Origin of the sequence: Janthinobacterium sp. CG3 (assembly GCF_000344615.1) — a bacterium.
Taxonomy (GTDB): domain Bacteria; phylum Pseudomonadota; class Gammaproteobacteria; order Burkholderiales; family Burkholderiaceae_D; genus Janthinobacterium.
On sequence record NZ_KB467824.1, the window covers coordinates 276,898 to 297,141 of the forward strand.

A 20,244-nucleotide genomic window follows, 5' to 3' on the forward strand; every position below is an offset into this window, starting at 1 on the left:
ATTATTCGATACCTGATGTATTGAATAGAAATGCGGGGAGCGCCGGAAAATGGACAAACTAAAGCAGATAGAAGCCTTCGTCGACGTGATCGAGCACGGCAGCCTGGCGCGCGCGGCGCTGGGGCAAAACATCACGCCGGTAATGCTGGGGCGGCGCATCGACGCGCTGGAAAAGCGCCTCGGCGTGAAGCTGATGCACCGCACCACGCGGCACCTGCGGCTGACCGAGGAGGGCACGGTGTTCCTCGACCACTGCAAGACTTTGCTGAGCGATTTGGACAGCGCCGAGAAGATTATTTCCGAGGGGCGGCACAAGGCCACCGGGCATTTGGTGGTGTCGGCGCCGGCCGCGTACGGTCGCGCGCACGTGGCGCCGCACGCGCCGGCGTTCCTGGCCGAGCATCCGGACGTGAAGATTTCGTTCAACCTGACCGACCGGGTGGTCGACCTGGTGCGCGAGGGTTACGACGTGAGCATCCGCATCGGCGGCGCGATCGACCCCAGCTTCGTCGCCATCAAACTGGCGACCAACCGGCGGGTGGTGTGCGCGACGCCGGACTACCTGCGCCGCAAGGGCATTCCGCAGACGCTGGACGACCTGGAACAGCACAACTGCCTGGCCTTCAACCTGCAGGGCGGGCAGCAGCGCGGCTGGTACTTCCAGCAGAACGGCAAGCCGGTGACGATGCGGGTCGAGGGCGACCTCGATTGCAACGACGGCGAGTTGCTGCACCGCTGGGCCAGCGAGGGCCTGGGCCTGGCGTGGCGCTCGACCTGGGAGATCCAGTCGCAACTGGCGTCGGGCGAGTTGATCACCGTGCTCGACGACTTCGCGCTGCCCGACTACAACATCATGGCGGTGTACCCGCAGCAGCGCCACCTGCCGGCCAAGGTGCGCTTTTTCGTCGAGCGGCTAAAGATGATTTATGCGCGGCCGGGGTATTGGATACGCTGATTGCTTGCGCCGGCAGTTGATCTTCACCCATCCAATTCGCTTGGTGGCCTGGCCGATGTGTACTGGACTAGCTGAGAGGACAAAGCGCAGCGTCGGTTGCGAGCGCGCCGGTTCACCCGTGCTTAGCTTAAACCGCTGCGGCGCCTACGCGGCGCTCCAGCTCATCTCTTGCTGGACTTCATCGGCGGCGCCTGCCTGGAAGCCCAGCGCCAAATACAGGCGGCGCGCGCGCTGGTTGGCTTTGCTGACGTTGAGCAGCAGCGGCAATTGCCGTGCGGCGGCCCACGCTTGCAGCGCCGACAACACGGTTTTCCCCACTCCCTGGTTTTGCGCCGCCGGCCAGATGGCGATGTCGACGATGCGCGCGCTGCGGCTATCGCGCTCCAGGACCAGGCGGCCGATGCGCTCGCCGTGCCGCTCCAGCACCATGTATTCGGCTTCAGGGTGCATATTGCGGAAGCCGTGCGCCTGCATTTGTTGCTGCATTTTGATCAATTGCCCGACGAACTCGGGGTCGGTATCCTTTAACTTCAGGTCGCCCCGGGTGGAGTCGTACAGCGCGTCGAGGAAGGCGTGGTCGTCTTCGCGCACGGGGCGCAGCAAAAGTGGGGCGGGCAGCGGATACACGGGGCCTCCGGACAAAAAGGTTGGCTGAACGCCATTTTGGCGGTTTTGGTATGCTGCCTCGGTTTCGCCCGACTTGCAATCAAATTCATCGGGAAGCGCGCGATCGGTTTTGCGCTTGAACATATCGTGCGCTGTTTTCCTCGGGCGCGGCGGCGGACGGACCGCGGCTATATTTCGTTGCACCAACATGGTCTGGACAAGTCAACTATCGACGTATATAATATGGCCTCTTTTCCCTGATAGCTCAGTTGGTAGAGCGACGGACTGTTAATCCGCAGGTCCCTGGTTCGAGTCCAGGTCGGGGAGCCAGAACACGTAATAAGAAAAAAGCACCCGCGAGAAATCGGGGTGCTTTTTTTTCGTCTCTACGCCGCGTCAACGCTCAGGGATCGACGAAGACGTCGAAGCGCACGTTCAGCGGGCTGCTCCATGAAATATCGACCCAGGCGAAGAAGCCGCCGTTGAACGGGGCGACGTTGTAGACCGCCATGCGGGCCGCGCCGATGAAGCGGTGCTGCGCGTCGGTGCTGTACTCGCTGATGTTGAGCAACACGCGCGAATTGGCGAGGACCCTGGTGTTGTTGAAGCGCACCGCGCGATGCACGCCGTTCGCCCGCCAGGTGTAGTAGGTGGTGAAGGCCGCGCCGCTCAGCTCGAGCGATTGCTCGCCCGCGCCTTCCGCCATGGCGTCCGGCCCCTTCATGATCAGCGGCAGGTCGGTGACGATTTCGGCCAGGTTGCTCCCGGTCCGATGCTCTTTTTTCATGTCCATGATATTGCCTCCCTGTGGTGCGGCCCGCGTGTCGTCGGATGCCTGACGCCCCATCCTGGTCGCGTGGCCGATGGGGCTTGCCATACTTCGAATTAACAAAGTAATAATTTATTCTAGGGCGGGAAACGGCGAATAGACAGGCTGGACGGCGGGATTGTTGCCGCTGGTTTGTGCTAAAGCAAACTCGGCTTACACTAACTTTCCGGCGGTAATCGAATGCCGCCGCAATGGTTGCGGCGGCCGTGCGCCGTCAGGCGCGCGGATAGTCGTGGAAGCCGTCGAAGTCCTGCTTGCCGAGCCTGGCGCCGAGATGGCGCAGGATGGCGTAGGCGCTCGTCAGGTGGAAGAAGAAGTTCGGCAGCGCATAGTGTTGCAGGAAGGTCTGGCCGTCCAGCTCCAGCATGGCCTGGCCGGCCTGCGAGTGCAGGATGCGCGTTTCGCTGCCCTCGAACAGGGCCGGCGCCAGCGCCCGCAGGTGCGCCTCGCTGCGGGCGATGCGGGCGCGCAGGCCGGTGAAACCGGTTTCGTCCGGGCCGTGGTCGAGCTTGGCGGTGCCGCTGAGCAGCGCGCAGGTGCGCAGCGCGAAATCGTCCGTTGTCTGCACCTGGCTGAGAAAATGGTTCATGTCCGGCGCCAGGCGGGTGTGCAGCAGCGTTGCCGGGCCGGTGTCGGCGGCCGCGGCGTGGTCGGCCGCCAGTTGCACCAGCGCCGACAATTGGCGCAGGTAGCGCGTGAAAACCGGAACGCTGGATTGGTACATGGAGAGCGGCATAGGAAGGTCGTCGTCGGGGTTGGAATGCCGCATTGTACATTCTTGCACATTCGCCAACGTGGCAGGCGCGGCGGCGGCGCTGGCGCTGCCGCCGCGCGATCGCGCACGACGCCATGGCCGGCTAATCGTTGCACGGCGGCAGTCGTTGCGCTGAACCGCGGTCAGTCGTCCTGGCCTTTGACATGGGCGAGCAGGGCGGCCAGCAAAGTCACGTCCCTGTCGGTTTCCGGCGCGGCGGCTGGCCGCGGCGACTTCGCCGTGTACGCCGGCGCGGCGGCCTCGGCCTCGGCGTCGGCGGCGAGCGCGGGCGGCACTGCTATCGGCGTCGGCATCGGCACAACGAGGTCATTGATGGTCGCCGCCATCGCCAGCACGTGCGGCGCCTCCGCTGGCAGCAGCGGGGCCGGCGCGGCGGCGATGTGCGGCGCGTCGGCGCTCGCCGGCACGCCGGCGGGGTGATAGGCCAGCCATCCCAGCAGGCCCAGCAGCATTACGGCGGCGAGTGCCAGCGCCCCGCCGCGGCCATGGTCGCGCGCGGCGACGGCGGCGGTATGCACGAAGCCATGCTCCATGCTGGCCAAAATCCGGCAGTAGTCGGCCGGGTCCGGCACCGCTTTGCCGAGCAGGTTCGGCGGGCGGGATGTCGATTTGGTCGGTTGCAAAATATCACCTCCAGATGTGATCTAGCGTTTCACGCGGACGCGCCGCAGACCCGGCGCGTCATGAGCGCAACGCCGCCTTGTGCTTGTTGCCGCGCGGCGCGACACGCCGGCCCCAGCCGCGCTGGCGGCCTTGCCGGGGGCGCAGATAGCGGCCTCCGCCCCGCACTACCTTCGATGGTACACCCATAGTTACTCCGTCAAAAACATCATGCGCTTGTGGAAACGCTGCGCGGTGCTGTCATTTAAACGGAGTTGTCCACGGCGTTACTTGCGAACGCGCAAGTTTATTCTTGTCGATAGGAATCATTGCGAGGCTTGCGCGCACGAAGTCTGCGCTGCGTCAGCTTAACTGATGAAAACCGCTGAGTATTGGCGGAACTACTGCATTGCTGATTCACCGCAACGGGCCGCCTAACGCCACGGTTAAGATTGCTTTCAACATGCAAATGTTTCCACGAGGCAGTTTTACTGCGCCGCTGGATGCTTGGTTTTGATCTGCCTTTTCCACCACATGGGATATCCAATATGAAACTCCACACCCTGTTACCCGGCTTGGCCAGCATGCTGTTGCTGGCGGCCTGCGCCGCCACCGACGGCGCGCGCCCGGCGCCGGCGGCGACGCTTGAACACACGCTGGGCGAGGCCGACGCGGCCGCCAAATCGGGCCAGTACGACAAGGCGCAGGCGCTGCTGAAAGGTGCCGGCAGCACCTTCCCGGCCGACAAGGGGCCGTGGTTGCAACTGGCCCAGATGAAGTTCGAACGTACCAACTACGGCGACGCGATCAGCAACGCCCTCGAGGCGCTGCAACGCGATCCGGAGGACAAGCTGGCCAACAGCATTGTCGCCGCCAGCGGGCTGCGCCTGTCGACCAAGGCGCTGACCGACCTGACCCGGCAGAACAACCTGAACGGCTCGCTGCGCTCCGAGGCGCAGGAGTTGTCCAAGCTGCTGCGCACCAGCCTGGGCGAGGACGTGCAGGCGCCGCAGCTGGGTAGCGGCACGGCGGGCCGGCGCCAGGCTGCGGTTAAGAGGGTAGGCGCCGCAGCGGCCAAGTCGTCGGCGCAGGGCAGCGGCGTTGACCCGTTCGGCGGCCTGGGCAAATAGCCCCGGCAGGCGCCCGGCTGGCGGTGGGCAAACCACATACGTTATGAATGGAGATGTCATGGCAAAAGGTGAAAGTGTGCAGAAGCGGCTGCAACAGGTGCGTCCGCCGCGGGTGCAGATGACGTACGACGTGGAGGTGGGCGGCACCACCGAAAACAAGGAGCTGCCCTTCGTGGTCGGGGTGGTCGGCGACTTCGGCGGCGATCCCGCGCTGGAGAGGAAGCGCCTGCGGGAGCGTGGCTTCGTCGCCGTCGACCAGGACAATTTCGACGAGGTGCTGGCCGCGGTCGCGCCGGCGGCCGCCTTCCGGGTGGCGAATCTGCTCGGCGCTGGCGGCGGCAGCGTCGAGGTTGACCTGCGCTTCCGGGCGATGGCCGATTTCCGCCCCGAGGCGGTGGTGCGCCAGGTCGCGCCGCTGCGCAAACTGCAAGAGGCGCGCACCAAGCTGGCCGACCTGCGCAACAAGCTGGCCGGCAACGACAAGCTCGAGGACCTGCTCGGCGAGGTCTTGGGCAACACCGCCAGCCTGGCCGCGCTACAGGCGAACTCAGCGAAACGGGAGGATTGATATGTCGGCCCAAGCGAACACGGCGGTGGCGGCGCCGGACTTGCTCGACCACGTCGTCGAGCAGAGCAAGGTGGCCAGGTCGGGCGTCGAGCACGCCCGCGCCAAGGACATCATTTCCGAACTGGTCAGCCAGGTCATGGACGGCACCGTGGTGGTGTCGGACAACTTGGCCGCGAGCATCGACGCCCGCGTGGCCGAGCTGGACCGCCTGATCTCCAGCCAGCTCAGCGCCATCATGCACGCGCCCGAGTTCCAAACGCTGGAAAGCAGTTGGACCGGCCTGCATTACCTGGTGAAGAACACGCCGACCGGCCAGAACCTGAAGATCAAGATGCTCAACGCCACCAAGAAGGAGCTCGTCAAGGACTTCCAGAGCGCGCTGGAGTTCGACCAGTCGACCATGTTCAAGCAAGTCTACGAGGAGGAGTTCGGCACCTTCGGCGGCGCCCCGTTCGGCGCGCTGCTGGGCGACTTCGAGATCACCCGCCAGCCCGAAGACATGTATTTCATCGAGCAAATGTCGCACGTCGCCGCCGCCTCGCACGCGCCGTTCATCTCGTCGGCGTCGCCGGAGCTGTTCGGCCTGGAGACGTATAGCGACCTGGGCAAACCGCGCGACCTGTCGAAGGTCTTCGACACCGTCGAATACACCAAGTGGAAAGCCTTCCGCGAGTCCGAGGATTCGCGCTACGTCGGCCTGACGCTGCCGCGCTTCCTCGGCCGCCTGCCGTTCAACCCGAAGGACGGCGCCACCACCGAGGGCTTCAACTTCGTCGAGGACGTCGACGGCAGCGACCACCACAAATACCTGTGGTGCAACGCCGCCTACGCCTTCGGCACCCGGCTGACGAGCGCCTTCGACGACTTCGGCTGGTGCGCGGCGATCCGCGGCGTTGAAGGCGGCGGCCTGGTCGACGACCTGCCAACCCACACCTTCAAGACCGACGAGGGCGAGGTGGCGCTGAAGTGTCCGACCGAGGTGGCCATCACCGACCGCCGCGAGAAGGAATTGAGCGACCTCGGCTTCATTTCGCTGGTGCACTGCAAAAACACCTCCTACGCGGCGTTTTTCGGCGCGCAGTCGGCCCAGAAGGCGAAGAAATACAGTTCCGAATCGGCCAACGCCAACGCCGTGCTGTCGTCGCAACTGCAATACATCTTCGCCGTCTCGCGCATCGCCCACTACATGAAGGCGATGATGCGCGACAAGATCGGCAGCTTCACCGCCGCCTCGAACGTCGAAGACTTCCTGAACCGCTGGCTGACGCAGTACGTGCTGCTCGACGACAACGCCAGCCAGCAGCAGAAGGCCCAGTTCCCGTTGCGCGAAGCCTCGGTGCAAGTGTCGGAAGTGCCGGGCCGCCCCGGCGTGTACCGCGCCGTGTCCTTCCTGCGCCCGCATTTCCAGCTCGACGAACTCTCCGTTTCCCTCCGTTTGGTCGCGGAGTTGCCGCAGTCGACCAAGACCTAACTTCTTTAACATCTACCGAGGAACTATTATGGCAATTGACGTCTACCTGCAAATCGATGGCATCAAAGGCGAATCCACCGACGCCACCCACAAAGACTGGATCGAGTGCCAGTCGGTGGCGTGGAAAGTGTCGCAGCCGAAGTCGGCCACCGCGTCGACCGGCGGCGGCCACACCGCCGAGCGTTGCGAACACAGCGACATTTCGTTCGACAAGCTATCCGACCTGGCTTCGCCCATGCTGCTACAGACCTGTTCAGCCGGCAAGACGATCCCGCGCGCGCGCTTCGAGTTCATGCGCGCCGACGGCCAGGGCGAGCGCATCAAATACTTTGAGATCGAGATCGAAAACGTACTGATCGGCTCGATCAGTCCAAGCGTCAGCGAGGGCGACATCCTGTCCGAGAGCGTCGGCATCAAGTTTTCCATGGTGAAGTGGAAGTACACGCAGCAAAAAGTGACCGGCGGCGCCGGCGGCAATACCTCGGGCGGTTGGAACCTGGCCACCAACAGGGTCGCCTAAGCGAGCGGACCGTCGTTGTCGCATGCCCCGGCGGCGCGCAGTCGTGCTACCCTAGGGCCATGAAGACTTGCTCATCGACAGCGATCGTCCGCTCCACGCCCGTTGTGGCGCGCCCCGCGCGCCGGCTTTGGCCGGCGCTGTGGCTACTGTTGGGCGCGCTCGCGTGGCGCCCGGCGGCGGCCACGCCGGTCGGCCTGGCCATCTACGCCGACGACAACTATCCGCCTTACTCCTACGTTGAAAACGGCCAGCTGACCGGCGTCTACACGCTGATCGTGCAAAAGGCGCTGGCCCACCTGCCCGAGTACCAGGTGCAACTGGTGCCGGTGCCATGGAAGCGCGGCGTGCTGATGCTGGAAAAGGGCGAGGCCTTCGCGCTGTACCCGCCGTATTTCCGGCCCGAGGAACGGCGCAACGTGAAGTACTCGGAGCCTATATTGACCGAGCAACTAGCGGTGTTTTGCAACGCCGACGTGGTCGCCAAACGCAGCCTGAAAAACTGGCCGGCCGACTACTTCGGGCTGCGCATCGGCCTGAACGCCGGCTTCCTGATCGGCGGCAAGCCCTTCGACGACGCGGTCAAGGCCGGCCAGCTGCGCGTCGACGCCGCCCAGGGCAGCCGCGCCAACCTGCTCAAGCTGATGCTCGGGCGCACCGACTGCTATGTCAACGACCGCCTGTCGATCCAGTGGGAAGTCGAGCGCATCAAGAAGGCCGGCCTGATGACGCCGTCCTCGCTGGCATTGAGCGAAACGGCCGAACTGAGCGCCGAGCAGGGTTATCTCGGCTATACCACCCTCGAACCGGCACAATACCCGTACCGCGACGACTTCATCGCGAAATTCAACGCGGTCATCCGCGAGATGAAACGCAACGGCGAGATCAAGGAGCTGGTCGCGCGCTTCCTGCTTAAATAAGGCGACCGCGCCGCGGCGCCGCGCGCGCCTGCGCTACAATGCGCGTCGCCAGTTCCGGCCGTGACCGTTCGCAAGGGATGCACAATGAAGAAAATGCTGCCGCTTCTGGCGCTGCTGCTAACGGGCTGCGTCGGCCGGCCCGACAATATCTATCCGGTTGGCCAGTTCGACAGCGCCAGATACCTGGGTAAATGGTATGAGATCGCGCGCCTGGACCACTCGTTCGAACGCGGACTGAGCCAGGTCAGCGCCGAATACAGCCTGCGCGACGACGGCGGCTTGAAAGTCGTCAATCGCGGCTACAAGGGCGCCGATAAGCAATGGAAAGAGGCCGTCGGCAAAGCTTATTTCGTCGGCGCGCCGGACCAGGGCTACCTGAAGGTGTCGTTCTTCGGGCCGTTCTACGGTTCTTACATCGTTTTCGACCTCGACGAGAAAGACTACCGCTATTCGATGATCAGCGGGCCGGACAAATCCTACTTCTGGTTGCTCTCGCGCAGCCCGACCATGGACCCTGCCACCCAAGCCCGCTTGCTGGCCAAGGCCCAGGCGCTCGGTTTCGATACGAGCAAATTGATCCACGTCGCGCACAACTGACGCGATGAGCACCGACACCGGCACCGGCGCCAGGCGTCCCAGCTGCGCCGTCTGCCTGCGCCCGCAACAAACCTGCATCTGCCGGTGGATCGCCCCGGTGCCGCACGCGCTCGAGGTGCTGATCCTGCAACATCCGCTGGAAGTGGCGAACGCCAAGGGCAGCGCGCGCCTGCTGCATCTGAGCCTGCCGGGCAGCAAACTGATCGTCGGCGAAACCTTCGCGCGGGACGAACTGGCGCCGCTGCTGGAGGGCAAACGCAGTGTGCTGCTGTATCCCGACACGGCCGGCGAGCAGTCGCTGGGCATCCCGGCGCCGCCGCCGTTCGACCCCGGCTGGGTGGACCAGGCGGCGTCGCTGCGCCTGGTGGTGCTCGACGGCACCTGGCGCAAAAGCCGCAAGATGCTCTACCTCAACCCGCTGCTGCAACAACTGCCGCGCCTGCCCCTGCGCGACACGCCGCCGTCGCACTACCTGATCCGCAAGGCGCACGCGCCGGACCAGCTGTCGACGTTGGAAGCGACCTGCTACGCCTTGATGCAACTGGAAGACGACCGGTGCCGTTTCCAGCCGCTGATCGACGCCTTCGACGGCTTTGTGGCCCAGCAATTGCGCTACGTCACGACAGCGTGAAGTGAACGCGAGGCTTGATATTGTGCCGCCACTGGCATAAAATACTGTATAAATATACAGTATTAGGGGCGCGCAATGCCAGACCACAATGAACAGGAAGAAGGGCAGGTCATGCTGCCGCCGCAGCCGCTGAAAGCCAGAAAAGGCCGCGGCGCGGTGTCGAACCTGCAGGGACGCTACGAGGGGCACGGGCGCGAGGATTTCGACGACGGCTGGAGCGACGGCGACGAGGACGGCGGTGAGGACGCCGACGCCGACGGCGCCGCGCCGGCGTGGAAAACCCACGTTACCGACGAGCAGGCCAGAACCATCCTCAGCCGCAACGCCTCGCCCGACATCCCGTTCAACGTCTCGCTCAACCCCTACCGGGGCTGCGAACACGGTTGCATCTATTGCTTCGCCCGCCCGACCCACAGCTACCTGGGCCTGTCGCCGGGACTCGACTTCGAAAGCAAAATCTTCGCCAAAGTAAACGCGCCCGAACTGCTGCGGCGCGAACTGGCCAAGGCGTCCTACGTGCCCGAACCGATTGCGCTGGGCGTCAACACCGACGCCTACCAGCCCTGCGAGCGCGAGCTTAAACTGACCCGGCGCGTGCTCGAAGTGCTGCACGAATGCGAACACCCGGTGGCGCTGATCACCAAGTCGGCGCTGATCGAGCGCGACATCGACCTGCTGGCGGCGATGGCGGCGAAGCGCCAGGCGGCGGTCGCCATCACCGTGACCACGCTCGACCCGGCCATCGCGCGCACGCTCGAGCCGCGCGCGGCGGCGCCGGCGCGGCGCCTGCGCACCATCCGCGCGCTGACCGAGGCCGGCATTCCGGTCGGCGTCAGCATCGCCCCGGTGATTCCCTTCGTCACCGAGCCGGAGATCGAACGCCTGCTCGAAGCGGTCTGCGAGGCCGGCGCGCTGCACGCCCACTACGTGGTGCTGCGCCTGCCGTGGGAAGTGAACCCCTTGTTCCAGTAGTGGCTACAGGCGCACTTTCCGGACCGGGCCCAGCGCGTGATGAACCGCGTGCGCGACATGCGCGGCGGCAAGGACTACGACAGCAGCTTCGCCAGCCGCATGCACGGCGAGGGCGTGTGGGCGGACCTGATCCGGCAGCGCTTCGAGAAGGCGGTCAAGCGGCTCGGCCTGAACAGCGCCAGGGGCAGCCGCTTCAAGCTGCTCGACGCCTCGCAATTCAAGCGCCCGCTGGCGGTGCCGCCGTTGGGCGCCAGGGCCAACGGAAAGTCGGAAGGGCAGCTCGACCTGTTCGGGTAGGCAATACCGTCTGCAACCGCCCCGAAGCGGACGGTCGTCGGTGGTCTAAGTTACAGTCCCCAAATCGCTTCAAAGAGATTGCGAACCCACTCGCCAAACGCTAACCGCTTAGATTTACCTTTTCGTAGTCGATATACCAACAACCATGTTGCGTACAGCGCAATCGCCGATACGACTAGAACGCTCACGATGACAGTTGTGACTTGACCAGCGAGGATTAAAAGCACAAAGAAATTCTTCATTTCTGACGACCCGTTTCTGACCGGACTCGGCCGAAACAGTCAGCATAGCAGCTTGCCAATTTGAACATTGGCAAAACATGCTTCATTTTTTCTTTAATAAATTCGCGCATGCCGAACGGCTCCATTTGGCCGAGAACTGTCAAATTTTCTCCGGCGTATGGGACTGCATTACTTGCTCAATTTCTAGTTTTCCCGTTGCCAATTCGATTTTGAACGGTGTATTGTCAGAGCTGCTTACGACCAGGACGCGCCCATTCTGTCCATTTAGCCTAACCCCGGCCAGCACCTTAACTACGTTGATGTTCGATTTCGGCGCCGTCCCGAGCACGTTCGCAAACTGGACAGAGTGCGGCCCAGAACCCATGAACGACGAAGTATCCGACGCGAATTCCAGCCATTCTTCCCGCCACAACAATTCGCTGGACGTTACAGCGAAGGGGGATTCAAGCTCGCTCCATGCGAAGGCACAGTCCCGATTAAGCGCATGCAGGCAAATCGGGAATACCTCAAACCATTTGCCCACGGTGACTTCTTCAACAGAAAAACTTATAACGTCATTGTTGTCGAGCCGAAGTGCTGCAAAACTGTACTCTGAGTGGAGTGCTTGAATTGTGCGGCCCTCAAGGTTGGCCGAACTGTCATAGCAGCTCACAACTTTCGAATAGGTCATTCTATTGCTTTTCTCCATGTCGATGGGTAAGCCGAAATATACGAACGGCAGCTCCTGGCCGAGACCGGCAACGGTGGTAGCTACACTTTAGATTGATTAAATGTGCGATACGACGGTATTCCTCGGCCGGGGCGACCACACCACCAGCCTAGTAGAACTACGCCAGCGAGTGAACTGACCACAAATGCGTATCCAGTAGGATTCGTTTCCTTAGAACCGAAGGTCGAGCAGTGTTGTCCTGATTTCTTACGCGGAGCCAACGCTTCACATTTTATTTCTTGTCCAGACTTTGCGATATAGCCTTTGCTAGGTTCAGAAAACGACATATCGAAAAAAACTGAAATCAAAAAAAGAAAGGGAAACAAAAGCAGTAGTTGAAAAAACGTCCATGCCGGGCGATAAGGGAGTTTTAGCATATTAATAGATAGGTTTGATAACACAGTGGGATAATTTTGCGACTGGCTGGTTCTGGCCGAAAGCGGCCGCTGAGCAGTATTGCATGGTTCTCAACGGCATGTGCAGTCACCTCAACATTGTCAGAGGAGGTAAAGCATCGTCGGCTTACGTCCGACCAGCCAAGGCAGCCTTTAGCATCTTAATATCCGTTGCATCAGACGCGGCCAACTGCGCCAGATGTTCCTCGATGGCGAACACGTGGGGATCGTCCTTGCCCAGCTCGCGCAGCGCCATGGCCAGGTGGATCAGATACTCGCTGTTCGGGCCGCTCGGTCCGCTTGAGCGGGCAATGTGGTGGGCGATGTCGAGTTCGGAGGCGGCGCCGAGGAAAGCCTCGTTGTCATCGGTGGCGATGTAGACCAGGCCCTCGACTTGGCCGCCCTCCTCGAAGGCGATGGCGGTGGTCAGGCGCAAATAGCCGTTCTTTTCGCGGTAGTCGAGATGGACGAACACCTCCGGCGCGACCAGATACGCCATGCCGTGGCACACGGCGCCGTCCGCCGGCACGATGGTGGCGACCCGGCCCGGCGCCGCCTCGGTGCCGCGGTGGTCGTGCGAGCCTTGCCAGAAGCGCCGCGTCCAGTTGGCGATGCTGGCGGGGCGCCGCTCGATGAAGGGGAAGTCGGCCTTGTAGATCAGCGAGCCGTAGCCGAACAGCCACACGCTGTGGTGGCCGTCGAACTGGTCCATTAGTTTGTTGGCGGCGATGGTGTTGGCGCCGACGCGGGTTTTTTGGCTGCTCATGGTGTGCGCATGGTTTAACTGCCCCCCGCTACAGTAGCGGTGGGGCAATTATATAGTGCGACAGGGGAATCGGCGCCGCTTGGACGCCGCGGGCCAGGCCCGCGGCATGCGCTGGCGCAATGCTTAGAAGCGGCTGGTCAAGGTCAGGTTGACGCTGCGCGGCGCGCCCGGTTGGATCTGCACGTTGTTGTTCGCCGATTCGTAGTAGCGGGTGTTGCCGATGTTGCTCACCTTGAGCTTCAGGTCGTAGCTTTTCTGGTGGTAGTTGAACGCGGCGTCGAGCCGCGCGTGGCCCGGCAGGCGCACGGCGTTGTCGGTCAGCGCATATTGGTCGCCGCTGGCGAGCACGCCGACGCCGACGCTGTACACGTCCGTCAGCGCCTGGTCGAGCCAGACGCTGGCGCGGTTGCGCGGCGTCATTTCGGCGCGGTTGCCGCTCTTCACGTCGTGCGAAGCGACGATGCGCGCGTCGTTGTAGGTGTACGAGGCATTCACGCGGCCGCCTTGCCACAGCGTGCCCTGCAATTCCACTTCCACGCCCTGGTTGCGCTGCTTGCCCACCTGCAGCCGGCGCAGGCCGGCGGGATCGCTCGGGTCCAGCGTCAACTGGTTGCGCTGTTCGATGCGGAACAGCGCGACGGTGGTGAACAGGCGCTTGCCCATCCAGTCGCGCTTGTAGCCGATTTCCTGCAGGTCGGTTTGCAGGGGTTTCACCTGCGCCAGCGGCGTATTGCCCGAGTAGAGAAGATCGCCGCCGCCCGGTTGGAAGGAGCGGCTCAGGTTGACATACCAGGACTGGTTTTCCTGCGGCTGGTACACCAGGCCGAGGCGCGGCGACGACACCTTGTCGTCGCGTTCGGCCACCGCGTTGTTCTTCAGGCGGTTGGTTTGTTCTTGCTGGAAGCGGTCGAAACGCACGCCGAGCAGGGCCTTCCACTGCGCGCCGAGGTTGATCTGGTCTTGCAGGTACAAGGCTTGCGTCTTGGCGACAAACAGGTTGTTGAACGCCACCGGCAGGCTCTTGAAGTCCGGCGCCGCCAGCAGTTGTTGCGGCGCGTACAGGTTGACCGGGAAGGCAATGCCGGTCTGGCCGGTGAAGACGTCGCGCTCTTGCTTGGCCAGTTCGATTCCGGCCAGTATCGTGTGGTTTTGCAGCGCGATGGTCAGCTCGGTCTGGTTGATCAGATTGCGCTGTTCCTGCGGGAAGTAGGTGACCTGGCGCGACACGGTGCCGTTGGCGTTGACGCGGCGGTTGCGGGTGTTGACGCCTTCGAGGTCGGCGTGGCTGTACTGCAAGGTGTTGCTCAGCTTGATCGTATCGTTGACGCGGTGCTCCAGCGCGGCCTTGACCATTTCGGTATCGGTTTTGGTGTAGTCGAATTTTTCGCCGTAGAAAGTGTTCGGCGCCACGTTCAGCGGGCGCCCGTTGAGCGAGGGCACGCCGCGGTCCGGCGTGCGGTCTTCGCGCTGCACTTCCGCTTGCAGCAACAGGTTGCTGCCCGAGCCGAGCTTGAAGGCGAGCGACGGCGCGATCAGCTTGCGCTCGTGGCGCACCACGTCGCGGTAACTGTCGCCGGCGTCGTAGACGCCGATCAGGCGCGCGTTGACGCCGTCGGCGAGGGCGCCGCCGACGTCGACGCTGACGCGGCGCTCGCGCTCCGAGCCCAGCGTCGCGCTCACTTCGCTGTCCTGCCTGGCTTGCGGTTTCTTGCTGACGCGGTTGACCAGGCCGCCGGCCGAGCCGCGCCCGTACAGGGCCGCCGCCGCGCCCTTGATCACTTCGATCTGCTCGGTCGTGGCCAGGTCGCGCGTAGACAGGTTGTCGTCGCGCACGCCGTCCAGGCTGGCGTCGCGCAGCGAGTAGAAACCACGGATGTAGAATTCGTCGCGCCGGCCTTCGCCTTGCCCGGCCACCACGCTACTGACATATTCAAGCGCGTCCTTGCTGCTCAGGGCGCCGCGCCGGCGCAGCGCGTCCTGGGTGACGACGCTGACCGACTGCGGCGTTTCCAGCAGGCTGGTGTTGGTCTTGGTCGCGCCTTTGACCAGCGCGTCGCCTCCCTCGGCCTGCGCCTTGACCTCGACTTGCGGCATGGTCTGCGGCGCTGCGGCGTGGGCCGCGGCGGTGAAAAAGAACAGCGCGGAAATCAGCGCTGGCATGGTTTTGAGCTGGAGGCAATGATTCGTCATGGATGGCTTGAAAAGGCTGAGTGTTGAAGTGGCGTTGGAAATATACCGGAGGCGGGCTAGGCCGCCTCCGTCGGTGTTTATTGGAAGGAAATATTAACCTGCCAATTCCGAGTATAACTGCGGCTCCGGTGAATATCAATGATAATGATAATGATTCGCAATAATTGTTTCGTGTGGAAATGAGGCGACGTTGTTGTCAGTTCGCCACGGCCGGCGAGCCGTTGACCACGCCAAGCGGGTGGTACAACGGCAGATAGCTGGCCTGGCGATCGGCCTGGCGCAGGAAGCGCGTCAGCAGATTGCCTTTGGCCGGCAGCGGCTCGCCCGCCAGCAAACCCTGGATGCGGCGATTCGCCTCGGGATTCGGAAATTGCAGCAGGTAGTTTTGCAAGGTGTCGCGCAGCACGCCCCACAGCCCCAGGTACAGCGCGTGGTTGCCGTTGGAAATGGTGGCGACGACCTCGCACAGGTTGTTGACGAACAGGCAGTAGCCGATCCGCGTCCAGGCGCGCTCGTCGCTGCAGCACAGCTGCTCCAGCGTGGCGGGATCGAGGTCCAAGGCGTGCGCCAGCGCGTGCGCCTTGGGCGCCAGCCGGGTCAGTTCCAGGTCGCGCAGCACGATATGGCTGGGCGCGCCGTCGGGGTCCAGTCCGACCACGGTGTTTTGCATGTGCGGCTCGAAAGCGACGCCTTTTTCAAACAGCAGGTACAGGATCGGATAGACGGCCGCGTCGGCATAGCGGGCGAACCACAGGCGGGCGGCGCGCTCCAGCGGGTGGCCGTGGTGCAGCGCGAAACGCTCGATCAGGGCGAACACCTGCTGCCGGCCGTGTTCGCCGTTGCCGAACAGCGCCGCGCACATGACGGGGTTGACGCCGTCGCGTATCAGCTTGCCCAGGCCTTCGCGCACCACCAGCCCGAAACCGTTTTCCAGCTCCCTGTGCCGTTCGCCATGGCCGCCCGGAATGGCCACGGTCAGGAAGGCGCGCTCCTCGAGTACGTGGAAGCGCGGGAAATGGCCCTGCATCTCGGCCTTCATGGCGCGGTACAGGCGAGTGCCGGTCAGGGCGCTCTCCAGCTCGTGGCGCGCATTGTTGCGCACGCAATTGGTGATGCGCATGCTCAGCGACAGTTTCAGGAAGCAGTCGGCGTTCTCGGCCAGCAGGGTGCGGATCGACGCGGTCGGATGGAAGGGCAGGCCGTGGGCGCCGAGGTCGCGCACCAGCCCGGCGCGCATGGCGGCGGCGATGGTGTCCTGCCGCGCCAGCCAATCGGCCTGCCACGGATGCAGCGGCACGATCACGCAGCCGGCGTCGGCGTGCAGGCCGTGCGCGCTCAACTGGTCCAGCAGCTCGCTCGCCGGCGCTGGGTCCAGGCTGTCGCTGACGACCCACTCGCGCGGGACCTGGAAGTGGCGCAGCGTCAGGCGCGCCTGGTGCTCGGGCGAGTAACGGCGTTGTTCGTCGGGGGACCAGTCGGAGCGGCTTTTCGGCGCCGGGTGGAAGGGGTGGCCGGTCAGCAGGCTTTGTTCGCTGTCGATGTAGGCCTGCAGGGGCGAGACCGGCGCGCCCGGCCGGCGCGGCGCCGGCAGGCAGGCCAGCAAGTCGCGCATGGTGGCGATGCTGTCGCCGATCTGCTGCAGCAGCTCGGCGTTGAAGTCGGTGTTGGCGCGCGCCGACAAGTCTTCGATGATTAGGCGCGCCAGCGCTTCCCAGCCCTCGGCGCGCCATGCGCCCTGGCCGCGCTGGACGAACACCGCGGTGGTGTAGTCGAAGTTGCCGGTGGCCGAGACGTGCAGCACGCCGACGCGCAGGCGGCTGTCGACGCGCGGCAGGGCGATGTCGAGCACCTGGCCCTGGTAGCCGGCCGGCATCGGCAGGGCCTCGGCCAGGCGCGCGGCCGGCAGTACCGCCAGCGTGTGCTCTTGCATCGCCACCTCGCGGGCGTAGCAATTGACGAGCAGCCGGCAATGCTGTTCCTCGGCGAACTGGGGCGACCGGTAGCCGCGCTGGCGGCGCCGGCCGCCCTGCGTCATGGCGCCCGAGGCGGCGCGTTCGATATGTTGCCGATGCGTCGGCGAGAGTGGAGAATTCATCTCATTTTCCAATTCATAAATATAAATAGCATTCCCAGCAGTGCGCAGCCCAGCCACATCGGCGCGGCGTAGCCGAGCGGCGCCACCAGCACGCTGGCCAGCAGGCCGGCGGCGACGGCGCCCCATTTGTTGGCGCCCTCGAGCTTGCCGAAATGGCTGCCCGCCTGCGTGGCGACGGTGGTGGCGGCGGCCAGGGTATTGATGGACAGGTAGGCGCCGGTCATGCCGACGCCCATCAGCAGACGGCCGCCGACCAGCCAGGCCAGGTCGTCGGCGACGAGCTGCAGCAGCAGCCCGGCGCAGGTCAGCGCGGCGTAGCGCGCCAGGCTGGCGCGGGCGTTGCCAAAGCCCAGCGTGCGGCCGATCGGCCAGGCCAGCAGCAGGAACAGCGCGTGCGGCAAACCGAACAACAGTCCCGCCGTGGCCGCGCCGACGCCGAGCCGTTCGCCCAGGTCGATGACGAAATACGGGTAGGACAGCACGGTGCCGACCGTAAACATGGCTTGCAACTGATACAGGGTGGCGGCGGCGACGCCGCAGTCGGCGCCGCCGCCGGCGGCGGCCTTGGCCGGCGCCCCCGCCGCCCGCGCGGGCGGGTCCGGCAGCAAGCACAGGATCAGGCTGGCGGCGGCCGGAAACACGGCGAGGTAGAAGAACAGGTGCAGCAGGTTGGCGCGTCCGCTCAGCAAGCCGATCAACGCCGGCCCGGCGAACAGCGCGGTCCTGGCCGACGCTTGCATCACGCCAAGCAGGGTCGACAGGCGCGAGGCGGACACTTGTTCCGCCAGGAAGGCGTTGGAGGCGGAGAAGGTGCCGCCCAACAAGCCCTGCAAGGTCAAGCCCAGCGCGAATTCAAGCGGCGTTCTGGCCAGGCCGGTGAGGATAAAGCTCAGGCACAGGCCGGCGTGTGCGCGGATCAGCGAGGCGCGCCGGCCGATGCGGTCGCCCAGCCGGCCCCACAAGGGGTTGGCGACGGCTGCGGCCAGCGTCGGCAGGGTAAAGTACCAGCCCGCCAGCGCCAGCGACTGCGAGGAGAAATTCGCTTGCAGGATGTAGGCGTAGAACGGCGGCATGCACAGCGCGGCGAAGGCGGCGCCGAAGTGCCCCGCCACCGTCACCACGACCGGCCGGGTCAGCAAGCTCATTGCGCCGCGCAGAGTGGATTGGCGACGCTCCGGTAGCGCGCCGCGCTCCAGCCCAGCAGGCGCCGCGCCGCCAGGCATTCCATCTGCAGCGTCGGCCCCAGCAGGTCGAAGCGCCGGTGCCGCGGCGCCATCGCCGGCTGTGCCGCCTGGTAGTGCGCGACGGTGCGCGCGGCCTGGCGCCAGAACTGCGCCTCGGCATAACCATGGTACAGATCGAGCCGGTACGCCAGCTCGCCCAGGTTGATGAAGAACAGCACTTCCAGCAGATAGTCACGCGCTTCGATGCGGTCGAAGGCGAAGCCGGCGCTGGCGTTGAGGGCGTTGCGATAGGCCGGCGCGCCGCGCAGGCCGGCCAGCATCGCCTCGTCGGTGCAATCGCCCGGCAGGTAGTGCAAGCCGCCCGGCAGGTCGCGCACGGCGATGCGGCAGGGCAGGCCGTCGCGCAGGATCAGCAGGGTGTTTTGCGCGTGGCCTTCAAGCAGCACGCCGTGCGCCATCATCAGGTGCAGGAAGGGCGGCGCCACCGCTTCGAGCAGGGCGTCGACCCAGCGCTCGGCGCCGTGTTGCGCCAGCCACGGCGCGATGCGCAGCGCGCCGTCGTCGCCCAGGTCGCACAGGCCGGTCATCGGGAAGATCTGTTCGCCGGGGGTCAGCAGCGCTTCCGGCGCGGTGCGCCAGATCGCCCCCAGCAGGCCGTAGGCGCCGGGCCGCGCCTGGGCGGGGGCGAGCGTGATGCCGATCGGTTCGGACAGGATCGCCAGGCGGGCGCCATCGGCGAAAAACGGATCCTTGCGGCAGATGCCGTCGAGCCAGCCGGAAATGATGGGCGCGTTGTGCACGTGGTGGTCCGACAGGATGCGGTCGGCCGAGCTGTTGGCGATGCCCAGCGGCAGTTTGATGTTGTGGCGCAGTTCGCCGTCGAGCGAACTGAGCGAGCGGATCGACTGCTGCGCCAGCCACGCGCCGTTGCCGTCGCCGAGGAACAGCAGGCGGCCGTCGACCAGCCAGTCGGCATAGTGCAGGCGGATGCAGTGCTGCCAGTGCCACGGGTGGGCCGGCATGAGGCGGAAACCCGCCGGCGCGTGGCCCTGCGCCTCGATCCGCCGTTGCAGGCGCGCGTATTCGGCGCGGCCGAGCTGGTCGATGAGGAAATCGGTGTAGTCGAGTCCGGCCAGCGCGTGCACCGCGCACAGGCGCGCGTCGATGGCCAGCCAGGTCAATTGTATCGGCTGGGAAAATTCGGGGCCGTAAGCGAGGTTGTCGTCGACGTCAAAACCCATGCGCGAACGGAAGCAGGGGTGGTACAGGTGGCCGCCGCCCAGTTGCGCTTCCTGCCAGGGGTAGGGCGATTGCAGCGTGACGTCGGGCCGGGCGGTGCCGGCGTAGGCTTGCTTGAGCGCCGTGTTCTGCAGTTCCGCCACGAACCGCTCCAGCGCCTGTGGCGCCGGCTCCAGGTGGCGCACCATGTCCCTGACCACATTGGAAATGCTCAGGTCGGCGCCGGCGTCGGCGCCGCGCACCGCGCCCACCAGGCGCAGGCGCTGGAAGGCGCTGGCGCCGCCGACGTCGATGGCGTAGTCGCGCGCCCGGCCGTCGTCGGAGCGGCCGCGCAGGCACAGGGTGGCACCGTCGCGTTCGCCCTGGAGGAAACCCTCGCACCAGAACGCCTCGATGAATTGGCGCAGCGTGCGGTCTTTCGCGGCGGGATAATACGCTAGGAATGAGAGATTGTTCGACACTGGCGGCCCGTCTAGATTGTTTGAAATGGTGCGATGTAAGTCAGGCTGGCAGCTTAGTCGCTACCATAATGAATGTCAATACAAATGATAATGAT

Annotated in this window: 18 protein-coding genes, 1 tRNA gene and 1 pseudogene; 10 read left to right on the forward strand and 10 right to left on the reverse strand. The window is 64.6% G+C overall.

Annotated elements, in window-relative coordinates:
* The first annotated feature begins 49 nt into the window (after positions 1 to 49).
* The gene (locus JANGC3_RS0101295; RefSeq protein ID WP_017874669.1) at positions 50 to 955 is read left to right on the forward strand and encodes a LysR family transcriptional regulator; all 906 of its coding nucleotides are present in this window, start codon (positions 50 to 52) and stop codon (positions 953 to 955) included.
* 144 nt (positions 956 to 1,099) lie between these two features.
* Here JANGC3_RS0101295 and JANGC3_RS28060 read toward each other — a convergent pair whose 3' ends face one another.
* Complete coding sequence (locus tag JANGC3_RS28060; protein WP_157406400.1) at positions 1,100 to 1,582, reverse strand: GNAT family N-acetyltransferase; 483 nt, start codon at positions 1,580 to 1,582, stop codon at positions 1,100 to 1,102.
* A 233-nt stretch (positions 1,583 to 1,815) separates the two neighbouring features.
* Between JANGC3_RS28060 and JANGC3_RS0101305 the strand changes: the two genes are divergently transcribed.
* Positions 1,816 to 1,891 (forward strand) — tRNA-Asn (locus tag JANGC3_RS0101305).
* A 73-nt stretch (positions 1,892 to 1,964) separates the two neighbouring features.
* Here the strand turns inward: JANGC3_RS0101305 and JANGC3_RS0101310 are convergent.
* The 3 genes from JANGC3_RS0101310 to JANGC3_RS0101320 form a co-directional block, all read right to left on the reverse strand.
* Entirely contained in the window at positions 1,965 to 2,354 is a 390-nt protein-coding gene (locus tag JANGC3_RS0101310; RefSeq protein ID WP_232429633.1) for a hypothetical protein, read from the reverse strand.
* A gap of 250 nt (positions 2,355 to 2,604) precedes the next feature.
* On the reverse strand, positions 2,605 to 3,159 hold the full coding sequence (locus tag JANGC3_RS0101315; RefSeq protein ID WP_081611728.1) for a DUF1993 domain-containing protein: 555 nt from the start codon (positions 3,157 to 3,159) through the stop codon (positions 2,605 to 2,607).
* Positions 3,160 to 3,287: 128 nt separating this feature from the next.
* Complete coding sequence (locus tag JANGC3_RS0101320) at positions 3,288 to 3,788, reverse strand: hypothetical protein (RefSeq protein ID WP_026132395.1); 501 nt, start codon at positions 3,786 to 3,788, stop codon at positions 3,288 to 3,290.
* Between the two features lie 525 nt (positions 3,789 to 4,313).
* Here JANGC3_RS0101320 and JANGC3_RS0101325 point away from each other — a divergent pair.
* From JANGC3_RS0101325 to JANGC3_RS28065, 8 genes and pseudogenes are all read left to right on the forward strand, one after another.
* Positions 4,314 to 4,895: a hypothetical protein gene (locus JANGC3_RS0101325; RefSeq protein ID WP_017874673.1), complete on the forward strand. Its 582-nt coding sequence runs from the start codon at positions 4,314 to 4,316 to the stop codon at positions 4,893 to 4,895.
* Between the two features lie 58 nt (positions 4,896 to 4,953).
* Positions 4,954 to 5,463, forward strand: coding sequence for a type VI secretion system contractile sheath small subunit (gene tssB, locus JANGC3_RS0101330; RefSeq protein ID WP_026132396.1), 510 nt, complete (start codon positions 4,954 to 4,956; stop codon positions 5,461 to 5,463).
* A 1-nt stretch (position 5,464) separates the two neighbouring features.
* On the forward strand, positions 5,465 to 6,934 hold the full coding sequence (gene tssC, locus JANGC3_RS0101335) for a type VI secretion system contractile sheath large subunit (protein WP_017874675.1): 1,470 nt from the start codon (positions 5,465 to 5,467) through the stop codon (positions 6,932 to 6,934).
* 28 nt (positions 6,935 to 6,962) lie between these two features.
* Positions 6,963 to 7,454 (forward strand): Hcp family type VI secretion system effector, encoded by a 492-nt coding sequence (locus JANGC3_RS0101340; RefSeq protein ID WP_017874676.1) that lies wholly within the window; start codon positions 6,963 to 6,965, stop codon positions 7,452 to 7,454.
* Between the two features lie 149 nt (positions 7,455 to 7,603).
* The gene (locus JANGC3_RS0101345) at positions 7,604 to 8,371 is read left to right on the forward strand and encodes a substrate-binding periplasmic protein (RefSeq protein WP_026132397.1); all 768 of its coding nucleotides are present in this window, start codon (positions 7,604 to 7,606) and stop codon (positions 8,369 to 8,371) included.
* 84 nt (positions 8,372 to 8,455) lie between these two features.
* Positions 8,456 to 8,968: a lipocalin family protein gene (locus JANGC3_RS0101350; RefSeq protein ID WP_017874678.1), complete on the forward strand. Its 513-nt coding sequence runs from the start codon at positions 8,456 to 8,458 to the stop codon at positions 8,966 to 8,968.
* Between the two features lie 4 nt (positions 8,969 to 8,972).
* A complete protein-coding gene (locus JANGC3_RS0101355) occupies positions 8,973 to 9,599 on the forward strand; it encodes a tRNA-uridine aminocarboxypropyltransferase (RefSeq protein ID WP_017874679.1) in 627 nt (208 codons plus the stop codon).
* 111 nt (positions 9,600 to 9,710) lie between these two features.
* Positions 9,711 to 10,868: pseudogene (locus tag JANGC3_RS28065) on the forward strand (PA0069 family radical SAM protein).
* A gap of 381 nt (positions 10,869 to 11,249) precedes the next feature.
* On the opposite strand, the gene JANGC3_RS0101365 reads toward JANGC3_RS28065, so the two are convergent.
* The 6 genes from JANGC3_RS0101365 to JANGC3_RS0101390 all read right to left on the reverse strand — a co-directional run bounded on the left by JANGC3_RS0101365 (position 11,250) and on the right by JANGC3_RS0101390 (position 20,149).
* Entirely contained in the window at positions 11,250 to 11,780 is a 531-nt protein-coding gene (locus JANGC3_RS0101365; protein ID WP_017874682.1) for a hypothetical protein, read from the reverse strand.
* A 561-nt stretch (positions 11,781 to 12,341) separates the two neighbouring features.
* Positions 12,342 to 12,980, reverse strand: a complete 639-nt coding sequence (locus JANGC3_RS0101370) for a gamma-glutamylcyclotransferase (protein WP_017874683.1) — start codon at positions 12,978 to 12,980, stop codon at positions 12,342 to 12,344.
* A 123-nt stretch (positions 12,981 to 13,103) separates the two neighbouring features.
* Positions 13,104 to 15,170: a TonB-dependent receptor gene (locus JANGC3_RS0101375; RefSeq protein WP_157406403.1), complete on the reverse strand. Its 2,067-nt coding sequence runs from the start codon at positions 15,168 to 15,170 to the stop codon at positions 13,104 to 13,106.
* Positions 15,171 to 15,366: 196 nt separating this feature from the next.
* Entirely contained in the window at positions 15,367 to 17,265 is a 1,899-nt protein-coding gene (locus JANGC3_RS0101380; protein ID WP_017874685.1) for an IucA/IucC family protein, read from the reverse strand.
* Complete coding sequence (locus JANGC3_RS0101385) at positions 17,262 to 18,410, reverse strand: MFS transporter (protein ID WP_017874686.1); 1,149 nt, start codon at positions 18,408 to 18,410, stop codon at positions 17,262 to 17,264. Before JANGC3_RS0101385 ends, JANGC3_RS0101380 begins: the two co-directional genes overlap by 4 nt.
* A complete protein-coding gene (locus JANGC3_RS0101390) occupies positions 18,407 to 20,149 on the reverse strand; it encodes an IucA/IucC family protein (RefSeq protein ID WP_017874687.1) in 1,743 nt (580 codons plus the stop codon). The genes JANGC3_RS0101385 and JANGC3_RS0101390 overlap by 4 nt, the downstream gene beginning before the upstream one ends.
* Positions 20,150 to 20,244 lie beyond the last annotated feature (95 nt).

What these genes read in the sequence shown, in the direction of transcription:
- JANGC3_RS0101295 (WP_017874669.1), top strand. Translation starts at nt 50, where the DNA reads ATGGACAAACTAAAGCAGATAGAAGCCTTCGTCGACGTGATCGAGCAC.
- JANGC3_RS0101310 (WP_232429633.1), bottom strand. Translation starts at nt 2,354, where the DNA reads ATGGACATGAAAAAAGAGCATCGGACCGGGAGCAACCTGGCCGAAATC.
- JANGC3_RS0101315 (WP_081611728.1), bottom strand. Translation starts at nt 3,159, where the DNA reads ATGCGGCATTCCAACCCCGACGACGACCTTCCTATGCCGCTCTCCATG.
- JANGC3_RS0101325 (WP_017874673.1), top strand. Translation starts at nt 4,314, where the DNA reads ATGAAACTCCACACCCTGTTACCCGGCTTGGCCAGCATGCTGTTGCTG.
- tssB (WP_026132396.1), top strand. Translation starts at nt 4,954, where the DNA reads ATGGCAAAAGGTGAAAGTGTGCAGAAGCGGCTGCAACAGGTGCGTCCG.
- tssC (WP_017874675.1), top strand. Translation starts at nt 5,465, where the DNA reads ATGTCGGCCCAAGCGAACACGGCGGTGGCGGCGCCGGACTTGCTCGAC.
- JANGC3_RS0101340 (WP_017874676.1), top strand. Translation starts at nt 6,963, where the DNA reads ATGGCAATTGACGTCTACCTGCAAATCGATGGCATCAAAGGCGAATCC.
- JANGC3_RS0101350 (WP_017874678.1), top strand. Translation starts at nt 8,456, where the DNA reads ATGAAGAAAATGCTGCCGCTTCTGGCGCTGCTGCTAACGGGCTGCGTC.
- JANGC3_RS0101355 (WP_017874679.1), top strand. Translation starts at nt 8,973, where the DNA reads ATGAGCACCGACACCGGCACCGGCGCCAGGCGTCCCAGCTGCGCCGTC.
- JANGC3_RS0101365 (WP_017874682.1), bottom strand. Translation starts at nt 11,780, where the DNA reads ATGACCTATTCGAAAGTTGTGAGCTGCTATGACAGTTCGGCCAACCTT.
- JANGC3_RS0101370 (WP_017874683.1), bottom strand. Translation starts at nt 12,980, where the DNA reads ATGAGCAGCCAAAAAACCCGCGTCGGCGCCAACACCATCGCCGCCAAC.
- JANGC3_RS0101375 (WP_157406403.1), bottom strand. Translation starts at nt 15,170, where the DNA reads ATGACGAATCATTGCCTCCAGCTCAAAACCATGCCAGCGCTGATTTCC.
- JANGC3_RS0101380 (WP_017874685.1), bottom strand. Translation starts at nt 17,265, where the DNA reads ATGAATTCTCCACTCTCGCCGACGCATCGGCAACATATCGAACGCGCC.
- JANGC3_RS0101385 (WP_017874686.1), bottom strand. Translation starts at nt 18,410, where the DNA reads ATGAGCTTGCTGACCCGGCCGGTCGTGGTGACGGTGGCGGGGCACTTC.